12 protein-coding genes and 2 pseudogenes are annotated in these 16,978 nt (G+C 62.8%); 1 reads left to right on the forward strand and 13 read right to left on the reverse strand.

Annotation, left to right across the window (positions count from 1 at the left end):
- Positions 1–5 precede the first annotated feature (5 nt).
- From QN219_RS14695 to QN219_RS14725, 7 genes are all read right to left on the reverse strand, one after another.
- The gene (locus tag QN219_RS14695) at positions 6–848 is read right to left on the reverse strand and encodes a class I fructose-bisphosphate aldolase (RefSeq protein WP_284000451.1); all 843 of its coding nucleotides are present in this window, start codon (positions 846–848) and stop codon (positions 6–8) included.
- Positions 821–2,569, reverse strand: coding sequence for a glycerol-3-phosphate dehydrogenase/oxidase (locus QN219_RS14700; protein ID WP_284000452.1), 1,749 nt, complete (start codon positions 2,567–2,569; stop codon positions 821–823). Before QN219_RS14700 ends, QN219_RS14695 begins: the two co-directional genes overlap by 28 nt.
- Before the next feature lie 8 nt (positions 2,570–2,577).
- Entirely contained in the window at positions 2,578–3,573 is a 996-nt protein-coding gene (locus QN219_RS14705) for an aldo/keto reductase (RefSeq protein WP_284000453.1), read from the reverse strand.
- Positions 3,570–4,577 (reverse strand): sugar-binding transcriptional regulator, encoded by a 1,008-nt coding sequence (locus tag QN219_RS14710; protein ID WP_284000454.1) that lies wholly within the window; start codon positions 4,575–4,577, stop codon positions 3,570–3,572. The genes QN219_RS14705 and QN219_RS14710 overlap by 4 nt, the downstream gene beginning before the upstream one ends.
- A gap of 1 nt (position 4,578) precedes the next feature.
- Positions 4,579–5,568 carry an ABC transporter permease gene (locus tag QN219_RS14715; RefSeq protein ID WP_284000456.1) on the reverse strand — a complete coding sequence of 330 codons (990 nt, stop codon included), beginning with the start codon at positions 5,566–5,568 and terminating at the stop codon, positions 4,579–4,581.
- 22 nt (positions 5,569–5,590) lie between these two features.
- Positions 5,591–7,117, reverse strand: coding sequence for a sugar ABC transporter ATP-binding protein (locus QN219_RS14720; protein WP_284000457.1), 1,527 nt, complete (start codon positions 7,115–7,117; stop codon positions 5,591–5,593).
- 62 nt (positions 7,118–7,179) lie between these two features.
- The gene (locus QN219_RS14725) at positions 7,180–8,208 is read right to left on the reverse strand and encodes a substrate-binding domain-containing protein (protein ID WP_284000458.1); all 1,029 of its coding nucleotides are present in this window, start codon (positions 8,206–8,208) and stop codon (positions 7,180–7,182) included.
- Positions 8,209–8,562: 354 nt separating this feature from the next.
- Here QN219_RS14725 and gcvA point away from each other — a divergent pair.
- Positions 8,563–9,464: pseudogene (gene gcvA, locus QN219_RS14730) on the forward strand (transcriptional regulator GcvA).
- 106 nt (positions 9,465–9,570) lie between these two features.
- On the opposite strand, the pseudogene QN219_RS14735 reads toward gcvA, so the two are convergent.
- The 6 genes and pseudogenes from QN219_RS14735 to QN219_RS14760 form a co-directional block, all read right to left on the reverse strand.
- A pseudogene (locus QN219_RS14735) lies at positions 9,571–9,770 on the reverse strand (DUF4147 domain-containing protein); the annotation flags it as partial.
- A gap of 6 nt (positions 9,771–9,776) precedes the next feature.
- Entirely contained in the window at positions 9,777–12,752 is a 2,976-nt protein-coding gene (locus tag QN219_RS14740) for an NAD(P)-dependent oxidoreductase (protein WP_284000588.1), read from the reverse strand.
- A 287-nt stretch (positions 12,753–13,039) separates the two neighbouring features.
- Positions 13,040–14,632 carry a BCCT family transporter gene (locus tag QN219_RS14745; RefSeq protein WP_284000459.1) on the reverse strand — a complete coding sequence of 531 codons (1,593 nt, stop codon included), beginning with the start codon at positions 14,630–14,632 and terminating at the stop codon, positions 13,040–13,042.
- A 55-nt stretch (positions 14,633–14,687) separates the two neighbouring features.
- The gene (locus tag QN219_RS14750; RefSeq protein WP_284000460.1) at positions 14,688–14,837 is read right to left on the reverse strand and encodes a hypothetical protein; all 150 of its coding nucleotides are present in this window, start codon (positions 14,835–14,837) and stop codon (positions 14,688–14,690) included.
- Positions 14,838–14,881: 44 nt separating this feature from the next.
- Entirely contained in the window at positions 14,882–15,781 is a 900-nt protein-coding gene (sucD, locus tag QN219_RS14755) for a succinate--CoA ligase subunit alpha (protein WP_284000461.1), read from the reverse strand.
- Positions 15,782–15,793: 12 nt separating this feature from the next.
- The gene (locus tag QN219_RS14760) at positions 15,794–16,978 is read right to left on the reverse strand and encodes a malate--CoA ligase subunit beta (protein WP_284000462.1); all 1,185 of its coding nucleotides are present in this window, start codon (positions 16,976–16,978) and stop codon (positions 15,794–15,796) included.

A 16,978-nucleotide genomic window follows, 5' to 3' on the forward strand; every position in this document is an offset into this window, starting at 1 on the left:
CGCCATCACCCCTGCTGATAAAGTGCGAAGGCGTCCTCGCCGCTCGCATCCCCGTGCACGATCGCCATGAGTCCGCGCACCACGGCGCTCGGATTGGCATGCTGGTAGATATTGCGCCCATAGACCATGCCCATTGCACCCTGCCGCATTAAGGCGGCTGACTTGTCAAAGACGGAGCGAAGACCCTCCTTGCCGCCGCCGCGCACCAGAACCGGGCAGCGCGCCGCCTCAACAACACGGTGGAAATCCTCCGGGTTCGTCGTCGGGTCGGCCTTGATGATGTCGGCGCCCATTTCACGGGCAAGCCGCGTCAGCGTGACGATCTTGTCGGCCTCGCCGTCGACCATATAGCCGCCGCGCTCCGTGACGGGCTGCATGACGAGCGGTTCGATCATCAACGGCATCCCGTATTTCTCGCCATCGGCACGCACGCGGGCGATATTCTGGACGCATTGGCGGAACAGTTCAGGCTCGTCCGGCAGCATGAAGAGGTTGACCACCACGCAAGCCGCGTCCATCTGAAGCGCGCCGATCAGCGGCTCGGCCTCATTCTGCAGAACCGCCCACATATCGCGGTGGCGGATGCGGTTGTAGGGATTGCCCATGTCGATACGCATGACGAGGGCCGGCTTGTCCTTGCCGGGAAGGCCCTGCACCAGGTCGGCCTGGCCGTAGTTCATCTGGATCGCGTCAGGTCTGGCCTCGACCAGCGCCTTCACGACGGCCGGCATGTTCTCCAGTCCCTCGAGGAAGGACGGCTCGTTACACACGCCGTGATCGATCGCCACGTCCAGGCATCGACCTTTGCCGAACAGCCGGTTCATCCGGACCTTGCGGTTGTCTCGCATGATTCACTCCTTTGTTTGTTCCTTGCAGAGAGGGTTGCCTCCGCGACGCCGTGGGCCTCAAGCATGAGGGTGAGAAAACGGCTGCGCTCCTCGACCTTGCGCGACGCGGGCCAAGCCTTTTCGGCCGCAAGCAGATCGAGGGCGGCCTCGGCCGTGTCGAGGGAAAGCTCGCCGGTGATAGCCAGCGTCGTGCGCCGCAGCAGCAGGTCGTCCAGATGTTCGACCGCCTCCGTGCGGATGAGATAGAGGAGCTCCCGGGCGCTGTAGCCGGCGTGGGGCAAGAGGTGGTCCGGCCCCGCGGCGGTGAAGCGGGCGACGTCCTCCGCATCTGTGCCGTAGCGCTCGAAAAGCGCTGCGGCGCGATCGGGGGAAAGGCCTGTCGGTTCCGATAGGGCCCGGATCCAGCCGCTGCGGTCTTTCGGAAATTCCCGTCCGCCGCCGAAAGCGCGATCGGCCGTATCGACGCGGCGGCTGTGGCCCAGCCGTTCCAGCGCCATGTCAGCGGCGAGTTCGCCGAAGGATCGAAAAGTCGTCCACTTCCCGCCGATCATGCAGAGCACCGGCGGCCCGCCTTCACAGCCTTCGAACACGGTGCAGAAATGGTCGCGCGGGATGCGGCCGGTGAAGCTATCGTTGCTGGCCGGCAGCGGTCGCACGCCGGCGAACTGAAAGACGATCTCTTCCGGTCGGATGCGCACGCCCGGCAGCACGAAGGCGAGCGATTGCAGGATATAGTCCCGCTCATCGGCCTCGCACCGCACTGCATCGGGATCGTCGACGCGGATATCCGTCGAGCCGACCAGCACCTTGCTGAGATAAGGAAAAAGGATGCAGATGCGGCCGTCCTCGTTCTCGTAGTAGATCATGTGCCCGTCGAGCATGTCGCGAAGCGCAGGATTGTCGATGATCAGATGCGAGCCCTTCGTGCCACCCGTCAGCGGAGCGGGTCGGGAGTCTGCGGGAAACAGCGTGCCGTTTGCGATATCAATCCAGCCGCCGGTGGCATTGATGACCAGCCGCGGCCGTATCGGGAACTTTTCGCCGGTTAGGTTGTCATGCAGCATGAACTCCCCGGCGCCGGCCTGTTCGATCGTCGCGTAGTTCAGAGCGCTGGCATTTGGCGCGCCCGACAGAGCGTCGCGCAACAGCTCGATGCCAATTCGTTCGGGATGACTGACCCAGGCATCGTGATAGGTCGCGGAGCTGCGGATTGCCGGATTGAGCGCAGGCCATTTTTCCAGCGTTGCTTTGCGGCCGCGGAACTGGTGCCGCGGCAGCAGCGCCCGCTTGTGCGCCAGGAAATCGTAGATGCCAAGACCGGCCCTAATGGCGACGGCACCACGGCGGCTGGGGCGGCGGGTGAGGCCGAGAAATCGCACAATGCCGTTGGCGAGACCGGAGAAGATATTAAAAATCGGCACCGTGGTCGGCAGCGGGGCGACATAGTGGGGGGCGTTGCGCAGCAACCGATCGCGCTCGACGAGTGACTCCTGCACCAGGCTGAACTCACCATTCTCGAGATAGCGCAGACCACCATGGACCATGCGCGAGAGGGCAGCGCTCGCACCCGAGCAATAGTCGCCCTTCTCGGCCAGCAGCACATTCACGCCCTGCAGCGCAAGCTCGCGAAAGACGCTCAGCCCGTTGATGCCGCCTCCGAGGACGCACACGTCCACCTTCGGGCTTTGGCGGAGCCCGTCCAATATCTCTTTGCGATTCATGATGACAGTTATCCGTCCATGTTGGCCAGCTTCGCCGAAACGGCCGTTTCGATGGCTGCCAGGTCTTCATCGGAAAGCCGCAAGGTTCCGGCTTGCGCATTGTCCATCGCCTGCACTGGGTTGCGCGCGCCGCAGAGGGCAAAGGTCACGCCCGGCTGCTTCAACGTCCAGGCGATTACCGTCTGCGCGATGCTGGCGCCGTGCCGCTCTGCGACGGGCCGGATCGTCTCGGCGAAATCCTTGGCCTTGCGCCGGTTGACGACGGAAAAGCGCGGATTGTCCTTGCGCTGATCGTCGCCGGAAAAGACCCGGTCCGGTCCGATCGTGCCGGAGAGCAGCCCGAGTGCCAGCGAGGAATAGCTGAGCGTCGACACGCGATTGGCAACGGTGAGCGGCAGCAGGTCCGCCTCGATCTCACGATCGATCATGCTGAACCGCTCCTGAATCGCGTCGAGCGACCCGGTTTTGAGGTACTGCGTCAGCTCGGAGCGATTGACGTTGCTGGCGCCGATTGCGCGGATCTTGCCGGCGCGCTTCAGCTCTTCCAGCGCCGCTACCGTCTCCTCGATGGGTGTCGTCGCGTCCTGCCAGTGGGTGATGTAGAGGTCGATATGATCTGTGCCGAGCCGCCGCAGGCTTTGCTCAACCTCATGGATGATCGAGTCCCGGCCCAGATACCGGTGGACCGGTTTGCTGTCCTGATCGAAGAAGTGGTTGCCCTTATTGGTATGCCACACGAGGCCGCATTTGGTGGCAATCACCGCCTTGTCGCGGCGGCCGGCGATCGCCTTGCCGACGATCTCTTCCGACCGGCCGAGGCCATATGCCGGTGCCGTGTCGATGAGGGTGACGCCGGCATCAAGCGAAGCGTGAATGGCGGCAATGGATTCCGCCTCATCCGTTCCGCCCCACATCCAGCCGCCGATCGCCCAGGTGCCGAGGCCGACGGCCGAGGCGCTGACGCTGGAGCGTCCGATCTCGCGGGTTAACTGCGCACCGCTCATGCGGAAAATCCTTCCTCGGATGCAATTTTAAGAATGCGCGCGCCGGTCGCCTCGTCGGTGACGAGCGTGTCGAGATGGTTGCCCCGCATGACGCTGAGAATCGGGCCCGCCTTGTTCGGCCCGCTCGCGATCCCGATCTTGGTGGGGATTGCGGCAAACTCCTCGAGCGTCAGCGACACCAGCGAACGGTTGAGGCTGTAGTCGCAAACCCGGCCTCTGTCGTCGAGCAGGTGGGCGAGCAGCTCGCAGGTCGCGCCGGAGCGTTCGATCGCCGCCCGGTCGGTGCTGGAAGACGGATGCAGATCGTAGTAGCTCGAGTCGTCGGTTAGAATCGAGCCGATACCGACCACCGCCACCTTCGCCTCGCGCGCCCGTTTGAAGACGTCGGCGACGGAGCGTATGTTGATCAGCATTTCGCGCTGCTTGGCATCGTCGGCAAAGAGGGGTGCGTGGATCTGGTAGGAGCGCCCGCCGAGCCGGTCGGCCATCAGGGTCGAGACATGATTGACATCGGTATAGTGCTTGCCTTGAACGCAGCCCGTCGCCGGAATGACCTTGACATCGAAACGACGCGGCGGCTGCAAACCGGCGACGACGGCGCTCACTCCTTTGCCGCCCGTGATGCAGATGGTATCGCCGTCGCCGATCTCATCAAGCAGCAGGCGGGCCGCCGCCTCTCCGACTGCTTGAAGCGCGGTCTGCGGATTGTCGGAGATGGTCGGCACCACGACCGCACGGCTGATACCTCCGAGCGCCAGAAGCCGTTCCTCGAGCTCGACCAGCGGCTCGACCGGGGACTTGATCTTGATCTCGACCAGGCCGAGCTGACGGCCCCGTTTGATGAGGCGGTTGACGGTGGCTTGCGAAATGCCGAGCTGATCGGCGATCTGTGCCTGCGTCAGGCCCTCCATGTAGTGTAGGACAAGCGCCTGGTGCATCTGGCGGGCGATGACGATTTCCTCCCGCTGTGGTGTCGTCTTGGGTTTCAGTTTCGCATTTGGCATGTCAGGCGGCCTTCCGCTTGTGCAGGAAATGGTCGATGGAAACGGCGGCAAGCAGAATGCACCCCTTGATCATGTCCTGCCAATAGACCGAAACGTCGAGCAGGATCAGAGAGCTGGTCACGACAGAAAGAAGCGCGATGCCGAGGATGGCGCCGAGGATCGTCCCGGAGCCGCCGTTGAGCGAGGCGCCGCCGATCACTGCCGCTGCGATGATGTTGAGCTCCATGCCGACTCCGAAGGTCGGGGTCGCGGCGCCGAACCGGGACATGTAGATGACGCCGGCAACACCGGCCAGAGTTGAGCAGAGCACCGTCACCCAGAACTTCACCTGATTGGTCTTGATGCCGGAATAGAGCGCCGCCTTCTCGTTGCTGCCGGTGTAGAAAACCTTGCGGAAGGCGGTGGCCCGGCGCAGCAGAAAATCGAACAGAACAACGACGGCGACGAAGATCAGGATGACATAGGGAACGCCGGAGAAACTGCCCTGCCCCACCGCCTTGAAGCCAGCCGGCAGGGTGAAGAGCGAAAGCGGAGTGCCCTTTGTGATAATCAGGCAAAGACCGCGCACGATCACCATGGCGGCGAGCGATGTGATGAAGTGGTTGAGTCCCACGACCGTCACGAAAAAGCCCATGACGCCGCCGATAGCGCTGCTTACAAAGATGCCGACAAGCGAAGCGGTCCAAGGGTCGAGACCGGACAGGAAGAGCGTGCCCGAGAGCACCATCGCAAAGCACACTACGGAGCCGACCGCGAGGTCGATGCCACCGACGATGAGCAGGATCGTCATGCCAACAACGACGATGCCTTCAACCGAAAAACTCATTAGCATGGCGCGGAAATTGCCGAGTGTCAGGAAATGCGGCGAGGCAAAGCTCATGGTCACGCAGAGTGCAAGAACGATTGCGATCAGCCCCGCCTCGCGCATTCTGCCGATGCGCCTCCAGGACGATGCCTTCGGCGCGCGCGCCACCATCGTGTCACTAGCCATTCCAGTCCCTCTCACTTGCTTGTCACGCGGCATGTCTCGCAGCCCGTGCCGTTACCACTCCTGACGCGAGGCGGATCACAGCCTCCTCCGTCATCTCGGCGGCGCCGAGCTCACCGGCGATGCGCCCCTCCCGCACGACGAGCACGCGGTCCGAGAGGCCGAGCAGCTCCGGCATTTCCGAAGAGATGAGGACGATGCCGATGCCCGAGCGCGCAAGCTCGCGCAACAGCCGGTGAATCTCCGCCTTCGCACCAACATCGATGCCGCGTGTCGGCTCGTCCATCAGGATGACATTCGGCTTCACCGCGAGCTGCTTGGCGATCGCGACCTTCTGCTGGTTACCGCCCGAGAGCGATCTTACGGGTGTCTCGATACCGCCCATCCGCACCGCAAGCCGCCGCGCGAGACCCTCCGCAAGCGCGGCCTCCGCACGTGCGTTCATGAGCCCGACAGAGTTCGTCAGCGAGCTCAGATCCAGCACGGACATATTCTGCGCGACCGACATTTCCAGAAATACGCCAGAGCCTTTGCGGTCCTCCGACAGATAGACGATTCCGGCCTTCACGGCATCCGAATAGGAATTGATCTTCTGCGCCTTCCCGCGCAGGTGTACCGCGCCCGCCGTGAGCGCTCGAAGCCCGCAGATGCCCTCGGCGATCTCCGTGCGGCCGGATCCGATCAGGCCGCCGATGCCAAGAATCTCACCCTTCTGGAGCGCGAAGCTGACGCCATGGAAACGCTCGCCATCACCGATGGTGTCCACCTCGAAGATCGGCTCGCCGGACGCCCCACCCGGTCCGAGCTTTTCCGGGTAGAGCTGCGTGATCTCGCGCCCCACCATGCGGCGTACCACGTCTTCCGGCGTGACGTCGGCGATGCAATCGGTCCAGACGTAGCGGCCGTCGCGCAACACGGTGACCCGGTCGCAGAGGCTGAAGATCTCGGCCATGCGATGACTGATATAGATGATGGATATGCCGTTCGCCTTGAGGTCGCGGATAATCGAAAAGAGCTGATGCGCCTCCGTTTCGGTCAGTGCCGCGGTCGGCTCGTCCAGGATCAGCACTCGGCAGTCGAGTGTCAGAGCCTTGGCGATCTCGACGAGCTGCTGGCTGGAAATCGGCAGATCCGCAACCTTGCGGCCGACGTCAATTGCGGCAAGCCGGTTCATTACCGCCTGCGCGTCGCGTTCGAGCGCGCGGTAGTTCATGAAAGGCGCACGGCGGCGGTTGGTCGCCGCCATGAACATGTTTTCCGCAACCGTCACATCCGGGCAGAGCGCGATTTCCTGATGCACGAGCCCAATGCCGAGCGATTGGGCGACAGCAGGTGAGGCGATCCGCACGATCTTGCCATCCATGCGGATTTCGCCCTCGGTCGGCTGCAGTACGCCGGCGATGATGTTCATCAGCGTCGACTTTCCGGCGCCGTTCTCGCCGCAGAGCGCATGGATCTCACCTTCTTCGAGCGTGAAATCGACGTCAGTCAGAGCCTTCACCGGACCGAAGTCCTTGGTGACGCCATGAATGGTGAGCACAGGCTCCGCCATCGTGTTCCTCCCCTCCCTGAGACCATCCGCGCCATGGGGCGCGGATGGCGCAAATCCGAAGCTTACTCCTCGATGCCCTTCGTGCCGCGACGCTTCAGGTATTTGTCCCAATAGAAGTCGTCGGCATTTTCCGCCGTCACGATCGATAGGCCGTTGTCGACGACCGGGATGCTCATCGGGTTGAAGCCGGAGCGCTTCGCATCGTTCATCGGATCGATCAGTTCCGGATGCTTGGCAAGCCAAAGCAACATGAAGCCCATATAGCCCTGCATGCCCTGGTTCGGGTTGATCGAACCGAAGACCTCGCCAGCCTTGATCATGTCGAGGATATTGGCGTTGACGTCTGCGCACATGACGAGGACCTTGCCGCCGCTTTCCTTGTTGGCCTGCGCGGCGCCGATTGCCGAATTTGCCTCCGGCATGAAGACGGCGCCGAGGTTCGGATTGGCCTGGATGATGCTGTTGAGACCCTGATAGGCCTTGGTTGGATCCTGGTTGGAGGCAGCACGGCCGACCAGCTTCATGTCCCGCCACTTCTCCTCCATCCGGCCGATGAAAGCCGCGATGCGCTTGTCGTGGTTGTCCTGGCCCGGATTTTCAAGAACCGCATATTCGCCCTTGCCGCCCATCTTCTCGGCGATTGCGTCGGCGGCATAGATGCCTTCGCGGGTATTGTCCGAGGTGATGAAGGACACGCGCCTGGAGAGCGGCGAGTCGGCCGCGAAGGTCACGACCGCCGTACCCTGGCCGATTGCGCGGTTGATCGGCTCGATGAAGGGGTCGGAGTTCATCGGATGGACGAGAATACCAGCTGGGTTCTGTGCCAGTGCCTGGTCGAAGGTGGCAATCTGTTTGTTGACGTCATATTCCGGCGTGCCCGTATATTCCGTCTCGCAGCCGAACTGCTGGCCCGCCTGCTTGAACATTTCATAGACCGGGAACCAGTATTCGACGCCCGACACCATGACGTTCATGACGTATTTTTCTCCCGGTTTGCAGCGGAACGGGTTCTCTGTCTCGGCGGCCGCGGAACCGGCAAAAAGCGTTGCCGCAAGGACCGCCATCGCGGTCGTGCTGAAAAAAATGCGCAAGTGTCCTCCTCGAGGCCGAAGCCCCTCCCAAAAAGCCCGAGGGCGTCGAACCGACGCCGATCTCAGTGAAGACCGGATTTCCTCCTCGAAGTCCGGTATGGGTAGCTAAACGCAAAGCGCATTGCCTGTCAATATAATTCATGCTGTGAATTATAATTCAGGCAGTGCAAGAGAAACGCTCCCGCGCAGCCTGCGACGAGACAAGCGTCGTCTAACCAAATGCTCTGCTCTACAAGCGCGGGTGATACGGGGAGCGGCAGAGGGTTCTGCTGGAATGTTCGAGGCCCGGTGCGGTCCGCGCCAAACCATTATTTCTCACGGGATGCGTGAGAGACGATCACACATAAGAGCCGTATGCCCGACCAACTTCCTCCCCTGCAGACTCTTCGCGCCTTCGAGGCGGCAGGGAGAAGGCTGAGCATGACACTGGCAGCGGAAGAGCTGCATCTCACCCACGGCGCAGTCAGCCGTCAGATCAAGACACTTGAGGATCATCTGGGGGTCCAGCTCTTCCGCCGCATGACCCGGAGGATCGAGCTGACCGACGCTGGCATCTCGTTCTTCAGTGCCGTCACCCGCCTGCTCTCCGAACTCGCGCGCGAGGCGGAAAAGGTTCGCCGCAAGAACGACACCACGCGCCTCGTCGTCAGCTCGGGCGTTTCCTTCGCAAACAAATGGCTGACACCGCGCCTGCACAGGTTGATGGCGCGATATCCGGATTTCGACGTCCATCTCGAAGTGACCGACACGCAGGTCGACTTCGCGGCAGGTCACGTCGATGTGGCGCTGCGTTATGGGGCCGGTCAATATCCCTTCGCGACTGCCGAGCGCATCATGACCGAGACAGTGTCCCCGGTCTGTGCGCCGGACTATCTCGACCGCATGGGTGGGCTTCGATCTCCGAGCGAGCTTGCCAAATGCCAGCTCATCCACGAGATGGGCATGAACACGACATGGGAAAGGTGGTTCGCGATGATGGAATTGCCGTATCCAAGGAGCCGGGGTCCCGGATACAGTCATGGCAGCATGTCCATCGAGGCAGCGATCCGGGGTGAGTGGCTCTTGGGCGGAGTGTTCTGGTCGCAGAAGACCTTGCGGCAGGCCGCCTTGTGTCGATATTCCCGCACGCAAGGCTGGAGGTCGAGTGGGGATACGATCTTGTTTACCAGGTGGGCAATCAAGATCACCCGAAGGTTCGCGCATTCAGAAATTGGATAGCCGACGAAGTACGGGAATTCATGGCCGTAAACTTCTAGAATCGAACGTTGAATATGACTGCTATCAGGGTCAGGATGGGACAGCTTGTTCAAGGACAGTGATTAGGCGGCGCTCCTCAGTCACCTTGCCGACATTGGGTGCACCGACGTCGCCCGTCAGCGGACCGTCCCAATGGCTCTCCAGCGCCTTGGCCATCTGCGCCGAACCCTTGCCGGCACCGATGACAACGGTGCCCCCTTTGGGCGCGGCGGCAGATTGGCGGCGATCACCTTTGTCGGATCGGCAGCAGCGACGGCGGCCTCAAAGAGCGAGGTCAGAAGCGGGCGGCGCTCGTCGCGGGTCAACGGGCCTTACTCCTCCACCGGGCCATAAAGGCCGAGCTGGTCGAGCAAGGCCCTCTGCCGGCCGGCGTTTTCCACCAGCAGGCCGGTGTAGCGCTCGACGATCCGGCCGCGATGATCCGGATCGGCAACGGCGGAGAGCGCGCCCACGATTGCGGCGATCTTTTCCGATGTCTGCCGCAGGTCCTCCAGGAGCTTCGGCTTGCCGACGACCTCAGCGACCGTCCGCTTCGTCACTCGTCCGATGCCGCCGGGCGTGCGACTGCCCGCTGAGACATAACCCTCCGGCAGATCGCCTTTGAGATTGGTGACCGACTTGAAGCGGATGACGTCGAAGATCTGGTTGACCGCCTGCTTCGCACCGGTCACCCGCGAAGGATGGTCGGTGTCGGCAGCCGCATGCGGCAGCAGTTCGAGCTTGCCCTTGTGCTTCTCTTCGAGCGGCAGGTAAGGCAGCATCGGTCCGGTGAGCTTGCCGGTGGCGGCGTCCTTGAAGAGGTCGGCGTCGATCGCCGCATGCGCGATCTTGCCGGACGAGAGCGCCTTGTCGAGGGCTGCGGCATCGACGACCTCCCCCCGATCATAGTTTACGAGCACCGCGCTGTGGTTCATCGCGCCGAGCACCTTCGCATCGACTGTTCCGGCGTTGGAATAGACGCCGGTCGCCGCATCCAGCCGGCCGAGGCCGATATGGACGGAGAGCACGTCGGCACCGGTGGCCGCCGCGACCGGACTTGCAGCGTATTCGAAGCCTTCCGCTTCGATCCACCGCTCGTGATGCTCGCGCGCATAGATCGCCACCTTCATGCCGAAGGCCTTGGCAAGCTTGGCGAGTTCGCGACCGATATTGCCGTAGCCGAGAATGGCGATCTTGCGGCCCTCGAGCTTCGCAGTCGGAAAATCCTTGAGCTGGCGGCCGGTGTCGAAGTCGCCGCCGACGACCATCCGGTGCAGCCTGTCGACCGGCAGGTCGGGAACGACCCTGAGGATCGCCTTCATCGCCATCTGGGCGGTCGCGCGGCTGTTGATCCCCGGCGTGTTCATCAGCGGCGCGTTGCCGCCCTCGCCATTGCCGCCGCCCCAGGAGGCCGAGCCCATGTTGCCGGTGCCGGCGCCGATGCGCACGCCGCCGAGCGGGAAGACGGAGGCCTTCGGGATGAAGGTCGCCGCCGCGATCAGCGCGTCGTACTGGCCCTTGTCGGTCTGCGGCAGGATCTCCGCCTCGGTGCTGAGGTTTGGCTGGTAGAAGAAATGGATGCGGCCCTTCTCGAGCGCCGACCGATCGCCGAGCGACCCGAGATGGAAGACGCCGCCCTTTTCCTCGATATAGGCCTTGATCTCGCTGTGATCCGGCTCACCGTCGGCGCCGAAGCGTAGGCCGACAAGATCGGCGATCAGCACGGTATAGGCGCGGGACGGATCGTCCTTGCGCACGGCGCCGTCGGTCTTGGCCGCAGCCTCGAAAGTAACGCCGTTCTTCGCCAGTTCCTCTTCAAGAACGACGATCTTGGCGCGCAGATAGGCGTATTGGAGATTTTCCAGCAACGCGACGACATCTTCCGGCTCGCGGATGCCACCTGCCCAGGCGCGATAGTCGCCGGGCGTGCCCGGGAATGCATTGACGTAGCGGGCCGCGTCGAGGCCGGGCTCGTACTCGCCGTTCGGATGGGTAATGCCCTCATAGCCGAGCAGTTGCTTCGAACGGGCGATGATGCGGGCGTGGATGTCGGGATCGGTAATGCCGTTGTCTTCGACCCTGAGGAGCGTCACCGCCGCGCCGCGGCGCTCGGCATCGGTGACCGTCAGCGACAGAAGCGGATGCGACGCGACCCATTCGTCGATCACCTTGCGGTTGGCGGCGGAGCGGCGGTTGAGGTCAATGACGGAGCCGACGCGCGCCTCTGACTGCAAAAGGCCGAAGGTGGTCTCGGCAAAGGCGAGCGCGCTGTACGTGTTGATAACGCCGCCAAGCATGCGGTCTTCCGCGGCATCGTAGAACGGCCCGGCATCGACGGAGCGCTTGGCCGAAAACGGCTGCCTGGGATCGATCGGAGGCGCGATCTTCAGCTGGCGCGGGATCGCCCAGGCCGGATCTTGCTGGTTCCGCTCGATCAATGCCAGGGCATGCGGCGTGAAGGAGGCGACAAAATAGCCCGAAACCCCGCCGATTGCCTTCTGGAATGGCATGAACAGGCAGCATTTCGCCATCACGGCGGCGACCAGTTCGGGCTCCCACGGCATGGCGCCGAGCATCGAGGTGGCATCGAATACCGCGTGGCGGTTTGCCGGATCGCCGTCTATCCAGCTCAAAAGTTCGCGGATCTCGCGGCTGGTATAGGCATTGGCCCCTGTCGTTTCGTGGCCGACACCGACGAAGATCGAGACGCCGAGGGCGGAGAGCTTTTCTGCCGTCGGGATCACGCCTTCCGAGGCGGCGAAATGGATGCGGCTCTCGCAACCTTTTTCGGCGAAGCGCTGCATCTCAATCAGCTGGGTGGCCCAGGACTGGCGGAAGAAGCCCGCGGCCTTCGACGGATCGCTCTCCGGCCGCGGCGTATCGACATAGATGCGCTGGGAGGCTTCGTTGGCGTTCATCAGGTGCTGGACGCAGACGGTGAAGCCGCTATGGCCACCGCCGAGCCCCACGGCCATGCGGTTCGCCTTCGGGAAGCCGAAATAGCGATGGATCGCCCGCATCATGTCGGTCAGGATCTTGTCTGCCGGATAGCCGCGGTGCATGCTGCGCGAAATTTCGGCGGTGGTGAAACCGCCGATGTCGTTGCCCCTGTCGTCGAACTTGCGATAGGTCTTCTCGATCCAGGTGTCGAAGGCGATGCGCCGCAGACGGCTATCCACCTCGTCGGTGGTCGCATCGGTGATCGGGCCGACGCCGAAGAACGGGTTGGACGGCAGCCTCGGAGCGCCCGCTCTGGTCAGTTCGAGTGCCTTCAGTCGCTGTTCCTGCATTTGCGCGATGTTCATCATGATCTGCCTATCTGTTTTCGAGGCCGGGAGATGGCGCTGATAGTGGATCGAGCCCTTCAGAAAGAAGACCTCATATGCGCCGAACAGCACGCGGAATGCGTCATCGTTGCGCCGGCAGTATGGGATTGCTGCTGCGCCGGCGCCGCGAGCGCATCGACCACCTCCACAGCGCGAGCAAGTCGCCCAATAGGCCGACAAAAACCCCACGGCCCTTTCGCGCTTCAGTTGGAGTCCACTTCCGCACGGTCGGTCCCGTCGGACCGGCCATGCGGCTGAGTGATTTCAGATCACAATACTGCTTCAGGTGCGAGCCCGGAAGCTTCCGCCGTTTCCGTGACCGGCTTAGCGGGTGCTGTCGCCGAGTGCCGCTCCCTTCCCTCTTCCAGTTCATCGAGAAGAGAATGCCATAGCGAAATGCAAAGCCCGACCATCACCAGCAGGAACGGCGCGGCCGCGATGATCGAAGCGGTCTGGAGGCCTTGCAGTCCGCCCATGACGAGGAGCACAGCAGCCGACGCACCGGCAAGCACGCCCCAAAGAATGACAACGCCAGGCTTTGGCTCCAGTGCCCCACGCGACGACAGCATTCCCATCACGACCGACCCTGCATCAGCGCCCGAGATGAAGAAGATGGCGACGAGAAAGATGGCCACCAACGACGTCAGCCAGGCGAAGGGATACTGCGCCAGAAGGGCAAAGAGCGAGACTGCCGCGCCCTGGTTGTTGACGGCATCGACGATCCCGCCGGCTCCGAAGAGTTCGGAATGGAGCGCAGTGCCGCCCATGATCGTGAACCAGATGAAGGTTACGCCGCTCGGGATAAGAAGCACGCCGATCACGAACTCCCTGATCGTGCGACCGCGCGAGATGCGCGCGATGAACACGCCGACGAAGGGCGCCCAGGATATCCACCAGGCCCAGTAGAAGATGGTCCAGCTGCCGAGCCACTTGCCGTCACTGAACGCGGCCGTGCGCAACGACATGGACACCAGATCGCTCAGATAGAAGCCCAGCGATTCGGTGAAAGTGTTGAAGATGAAGATCGTCGGTCCGATGCACACCAGGAATGCCAGGAGCACCATTGCGATGATCATGTTCATGTTGGAGAGGAACTGGATCCCCTTGCCCACGCCCGAGACCGCCGACAGTATGAACAGCACCGTCATGACGCCGATGATCGTCAGCGCGATCCCATTAGACTGGCCGGTTCCCCAAAGGAAGTTCATACCGCTATTGATTTGCTGGGCGCCAAGGCCGAGCGAGGTAGCGGTTCCGAACAGTGTCGCGATGAGCGCAAGCACGTCGATCGCCTTACCGATAGGCCCGCTTACGGCCTCGCCGAGAATCGGCGTGAAGGCAGCGGAGATCAGGTTCGACTTTCCCTTGCGGAACGTGAAATAGGCGATTGCCATGCCGACGACGGCGTAAATGGCCCAAGGATGAAGCGCCCAGTGGAAATAGGAATACTTCATTGCCAAGAGAGCTGCCTCGAGGGTCTTCGGCTCGGCCTGCCCGTGGGGCGGATCGGCAAAGTGGTATATCGGTTCGGCAACGCCCCAAAACATCAGTCCGATGCCCATGCCGACGCTGAACATCATGCAGATCCACGAGGCGGTACGGAATTCCGGTCGCTCGTCGTCCTGTCCAAGCCGTATCTTGCCGAAGCGACTCACGGCCAGGAAGAGGGCGAAGACCAGGAAACCGGCCGAGGAGACGACGAAACCCCAGCCGAAGTCGTCGATGATCGCATCGAGTGCCACCTTGGAGATCGACGACAGGCTTTCGGGGAATACCGTCCCCCAGCCGACGAATCCGAGGATGATGAACATGGCCGGCCAGAATACGGCCGGATCGATCTGGCTAGGTCGTGATGGCTCCATTTTTTGCTCCTCCTATTTAACCTCCGGGCCGCCGGTGATACCGGCCGCCTGGCCCTCATACGATCCTGTCCGGCGATCGCGGCTCGAGATGCGGCAAAAGCACGACGTTTTCGAGATCCGTCAGTCCGGCGGGGATCGATGCCTCATCCTCATAGAAGTCGAGCCCGGTCCCGCGATCGCAGCTGTCGAAGTGCGCGGCAGGCACGCGCTCCACTTCGACCGGCCAGCGCCGGTCACGGGCTTTTCCATTCAGGCCGCCTTGGTCATGGCCGACAGCACTTCTGCCACCGTCTCGCCGAAGGACGAAGGGGTCGGCACGATGGTGACTCCTGCGCTCTTCAGGATCTCGACCTTTTCCTGTGCCGATTCCCCGAAGGCCGAGATGATCGCGCCGGCATGCCCCATGCGGCGGCCCTTCGGGGCCGAAAGGCCAGCGATATAGGCGATCAGCGGTTTCTTCATGTTGTCGCGCGCCCAGAGAGCGGCCTCCGCCTCCTGCGGGCCGCCGATCTCGCCGATCATCAGCACCGCGTCCGTGTCCGGATCTTTCTCGAACAGCTCCAGCATGTCCTTGAAGGACGAACCGTTGACCGGGTCGCCGCCGATACCGACCGAGGTCGACACGCCGATGCCGAGTGCCTTCATCTGGCTTGCGGCCTCATAGCCGAGCGTGCCCGAGCGGCCGACGATGCCGATGCGGCCGGGCAGATAGATGGAGCCCGGCATGATCCCCATCAGCGCCTCACCGGGCGTGATCATGCCTGCGCAGTTCGGCCCGATCAGCGTCATGCGGTCCTCGTAGCGGTAGCGCCGCATGTACCGTTTGACACGGATCATGTCCTGGGACGGGATCCCGTCGGTGATGCAGACGCAGAGCCGGATGCCGGCATCCGCCGCCTCCATGATCGAGTCGGCCGCAAAGGGCGGCGGCACGAAGACGATCGAGGCATCCGCGCCGGTTTCCTGCACGGCGCCCTTCACCGTGTTGAAGACCGCCATGCCGAGATGGGTCTGGCCGCCCTTGCCTGGGGTGACGCCGCCAACCACGTTGGTGCCGTAGCGCTTCATGTCCTCGGCATGGAAGCTGCCGATCTTGCCGGTGAAGCCCTGGACGATGACGCGGGTGTTCTTGTCGAGCAGAATGGACATGTCTCGCCTCCCTCAAGCAGCCTTGCCGGCAGTGAACGCACGCCATGCGGCGACTGCCTTGTCGGCAGCTTCGGCCAGCGTTTCCGCGACGATGATGTTTTCGCCGGATTCGGCGAGGATGCGCCGGCCCGCTTCCATGTTGGTGCCGGAGAGGCGGACGACGAGCGGAACCGGCACGCCGACTTCGCGCAACGCCTTGATCACGCCCTCCGCCACCCAGTCGCAGCGGTTGATGCCGGCGAAGATGTTGACGAGAATCGTCTCGACTTGTCTGTCGTGCAGCACGGCGCGGAAGGATTTCGCCACGCGATCGGGCGAGGCGCCGCCGCCGATGTCGAGGAAATTCGCGGGCTCGCCGCCGGCGATCTTGATCATGTCCATGGTCGCCATGGCGAGGCCCGCACCGTTGATGATGCAGCCGATATTGCCGTCGAGGCCAACATAGGAGAGCCCACGGTCGGACGCGTAGGTTTCGCGCGGATCCTCTTGGCTTTTGTCGCGCATCTCGGAGATATGCGGCCGGCGAAAGAGCGCGTTTTCGTCGAAGCTCATTTTGGCGTCGAGTGCCACGAGGTCGCCCCGGCGGGTCACGACCAGCGGATTGATCTCCAGCATCGAGGCGTCATAGTCGACGAAGGCGCGATAGCAGCCGAGCAGCGTCTGTGTGGCGCGGCCGATCAGAGCATTGTCGATGCCCAATCCGAATGCGATCTCGCGGGCCTGGAAGTCCTGCATGCCGACGCCCGGATCGACGGTAGCGCGGATGATGGAATCGGGCTCGGTCTCGGCGATCTCCTCGATCTCCATGCCGCCCGAAGACGAAGCGACGATCATGATGCGTTCGGATTTGCGGTCGAGCACGAAGCCGATGTAGATTTCGCGCGCGATATCCATAGCCTCTTCGACATAGAGGCGGTTGACCAGTTTTCCCTGCGGCCCGGTCTGATGCGTCACAAGCGTGCGGCCAAGCATGGAGTCGGCGGCCTCGACGATCTCGTGGTCGGACGAGCAGAGCTTGATGCCACCCGCCTTGCCGCGCGCACCGGAATGGATCTGCGCCTTGACCACCCAGCGGTCGCCGCCGATCTCCCTAGCACGATAAGCCGCCTGCTCGGGACTATAGGCAAGGCCGCCGCGCGGGATATGGATCTGGTAGCGGGCGAGAAGTTCCTTGGCCTGATATTCGTGAATGTCCAT

The organism is Sinorhizobium sp. 8-89, assembly GCF_030124325.1.
Lineage (GTDB): Bacteria > Pseudomonadota > Alphaproteobacteria > Rhizobiales > Rhizobiaceae > Sinorhizobium.

What these genes read in the sequence shown, in the direction of transcription:
- QN219_RS14695 (WP_284000451.1), bottom strand. Translation starts at nt 848, where the DNA reads ATGCGAGACAACCGCAAGGTCCGGATGAACCGGCTGTTCGGCAAAGGT.
- QN219_RS14700 (WP_284000452.1), bottom strand. Translation starts at nt 2,569, where the DNA reads ATGAATCGCAAAGAGATATTGGACGGGCTCCGCCAAAGCCCGAAGGTG.
- QN219_RS14705 (WP_284000453.1), bottom strand. Translation starts at nt 3,573, where the DNA reads ATGAGCGGTGCGCAGTTAACCCGCGAGATCGGACGCTCCAGCGTCAGC.
- QN219_RS14710 (WP_284000454.1), bottom strand. Translation starts at nt 4,577, where the DNA reads ATGCCAAATGCGAAACTGAAACCCAAGACGACACCACAGCGGGAGGAA.
- QN219_RS14715 (WP_284000456.1), bottom strand. Translation starts at nt 5,568, where the DNA reads ATGGCTAGTGACACGATGGTGGCGCGCGCGCCGAAGGCATCGTCCTGG.
- QN219_RS14720 (WP_284000457.1), bottom strand. Translation starts at nt 7,117, where the DNA reads ATGGCGGAGCCTGTGCTCACCATTCATGGCGTCACCAAGGACTTCGGT.
- QN219_RS14740 (WP_284000588.1), bottom strand. Translation starts at nt 12,752, where the DNA reads ATGATGAACATCGCGCAAATGCAGGAACAGCGACTGAAGGCACTCGAA.
- QN219_RS14745 (WP_284000459.1), bottom strand. Translation starts at nt 14,632, where the DNA reads ATGGAGCCATCACGACCTAGCCAGATCGATCCGGCCGTATTCTGGCCG.
- sucD (WP_284000461.1), bottom strand. Translation starts at nt 15,781, where the DNA reads ATGTCCATTCTGCTCGACAAGAACACCCGCGTCATCGTCCAGGGCTTC.
- QN219_RS14760 (WP_284000462.1), bottom strand. Translation starts at nt 16,978, where the DNA reads ATGGACATTCACGAATATCAGGCCAAGGAACTTCTCGCCCGCTACCAG.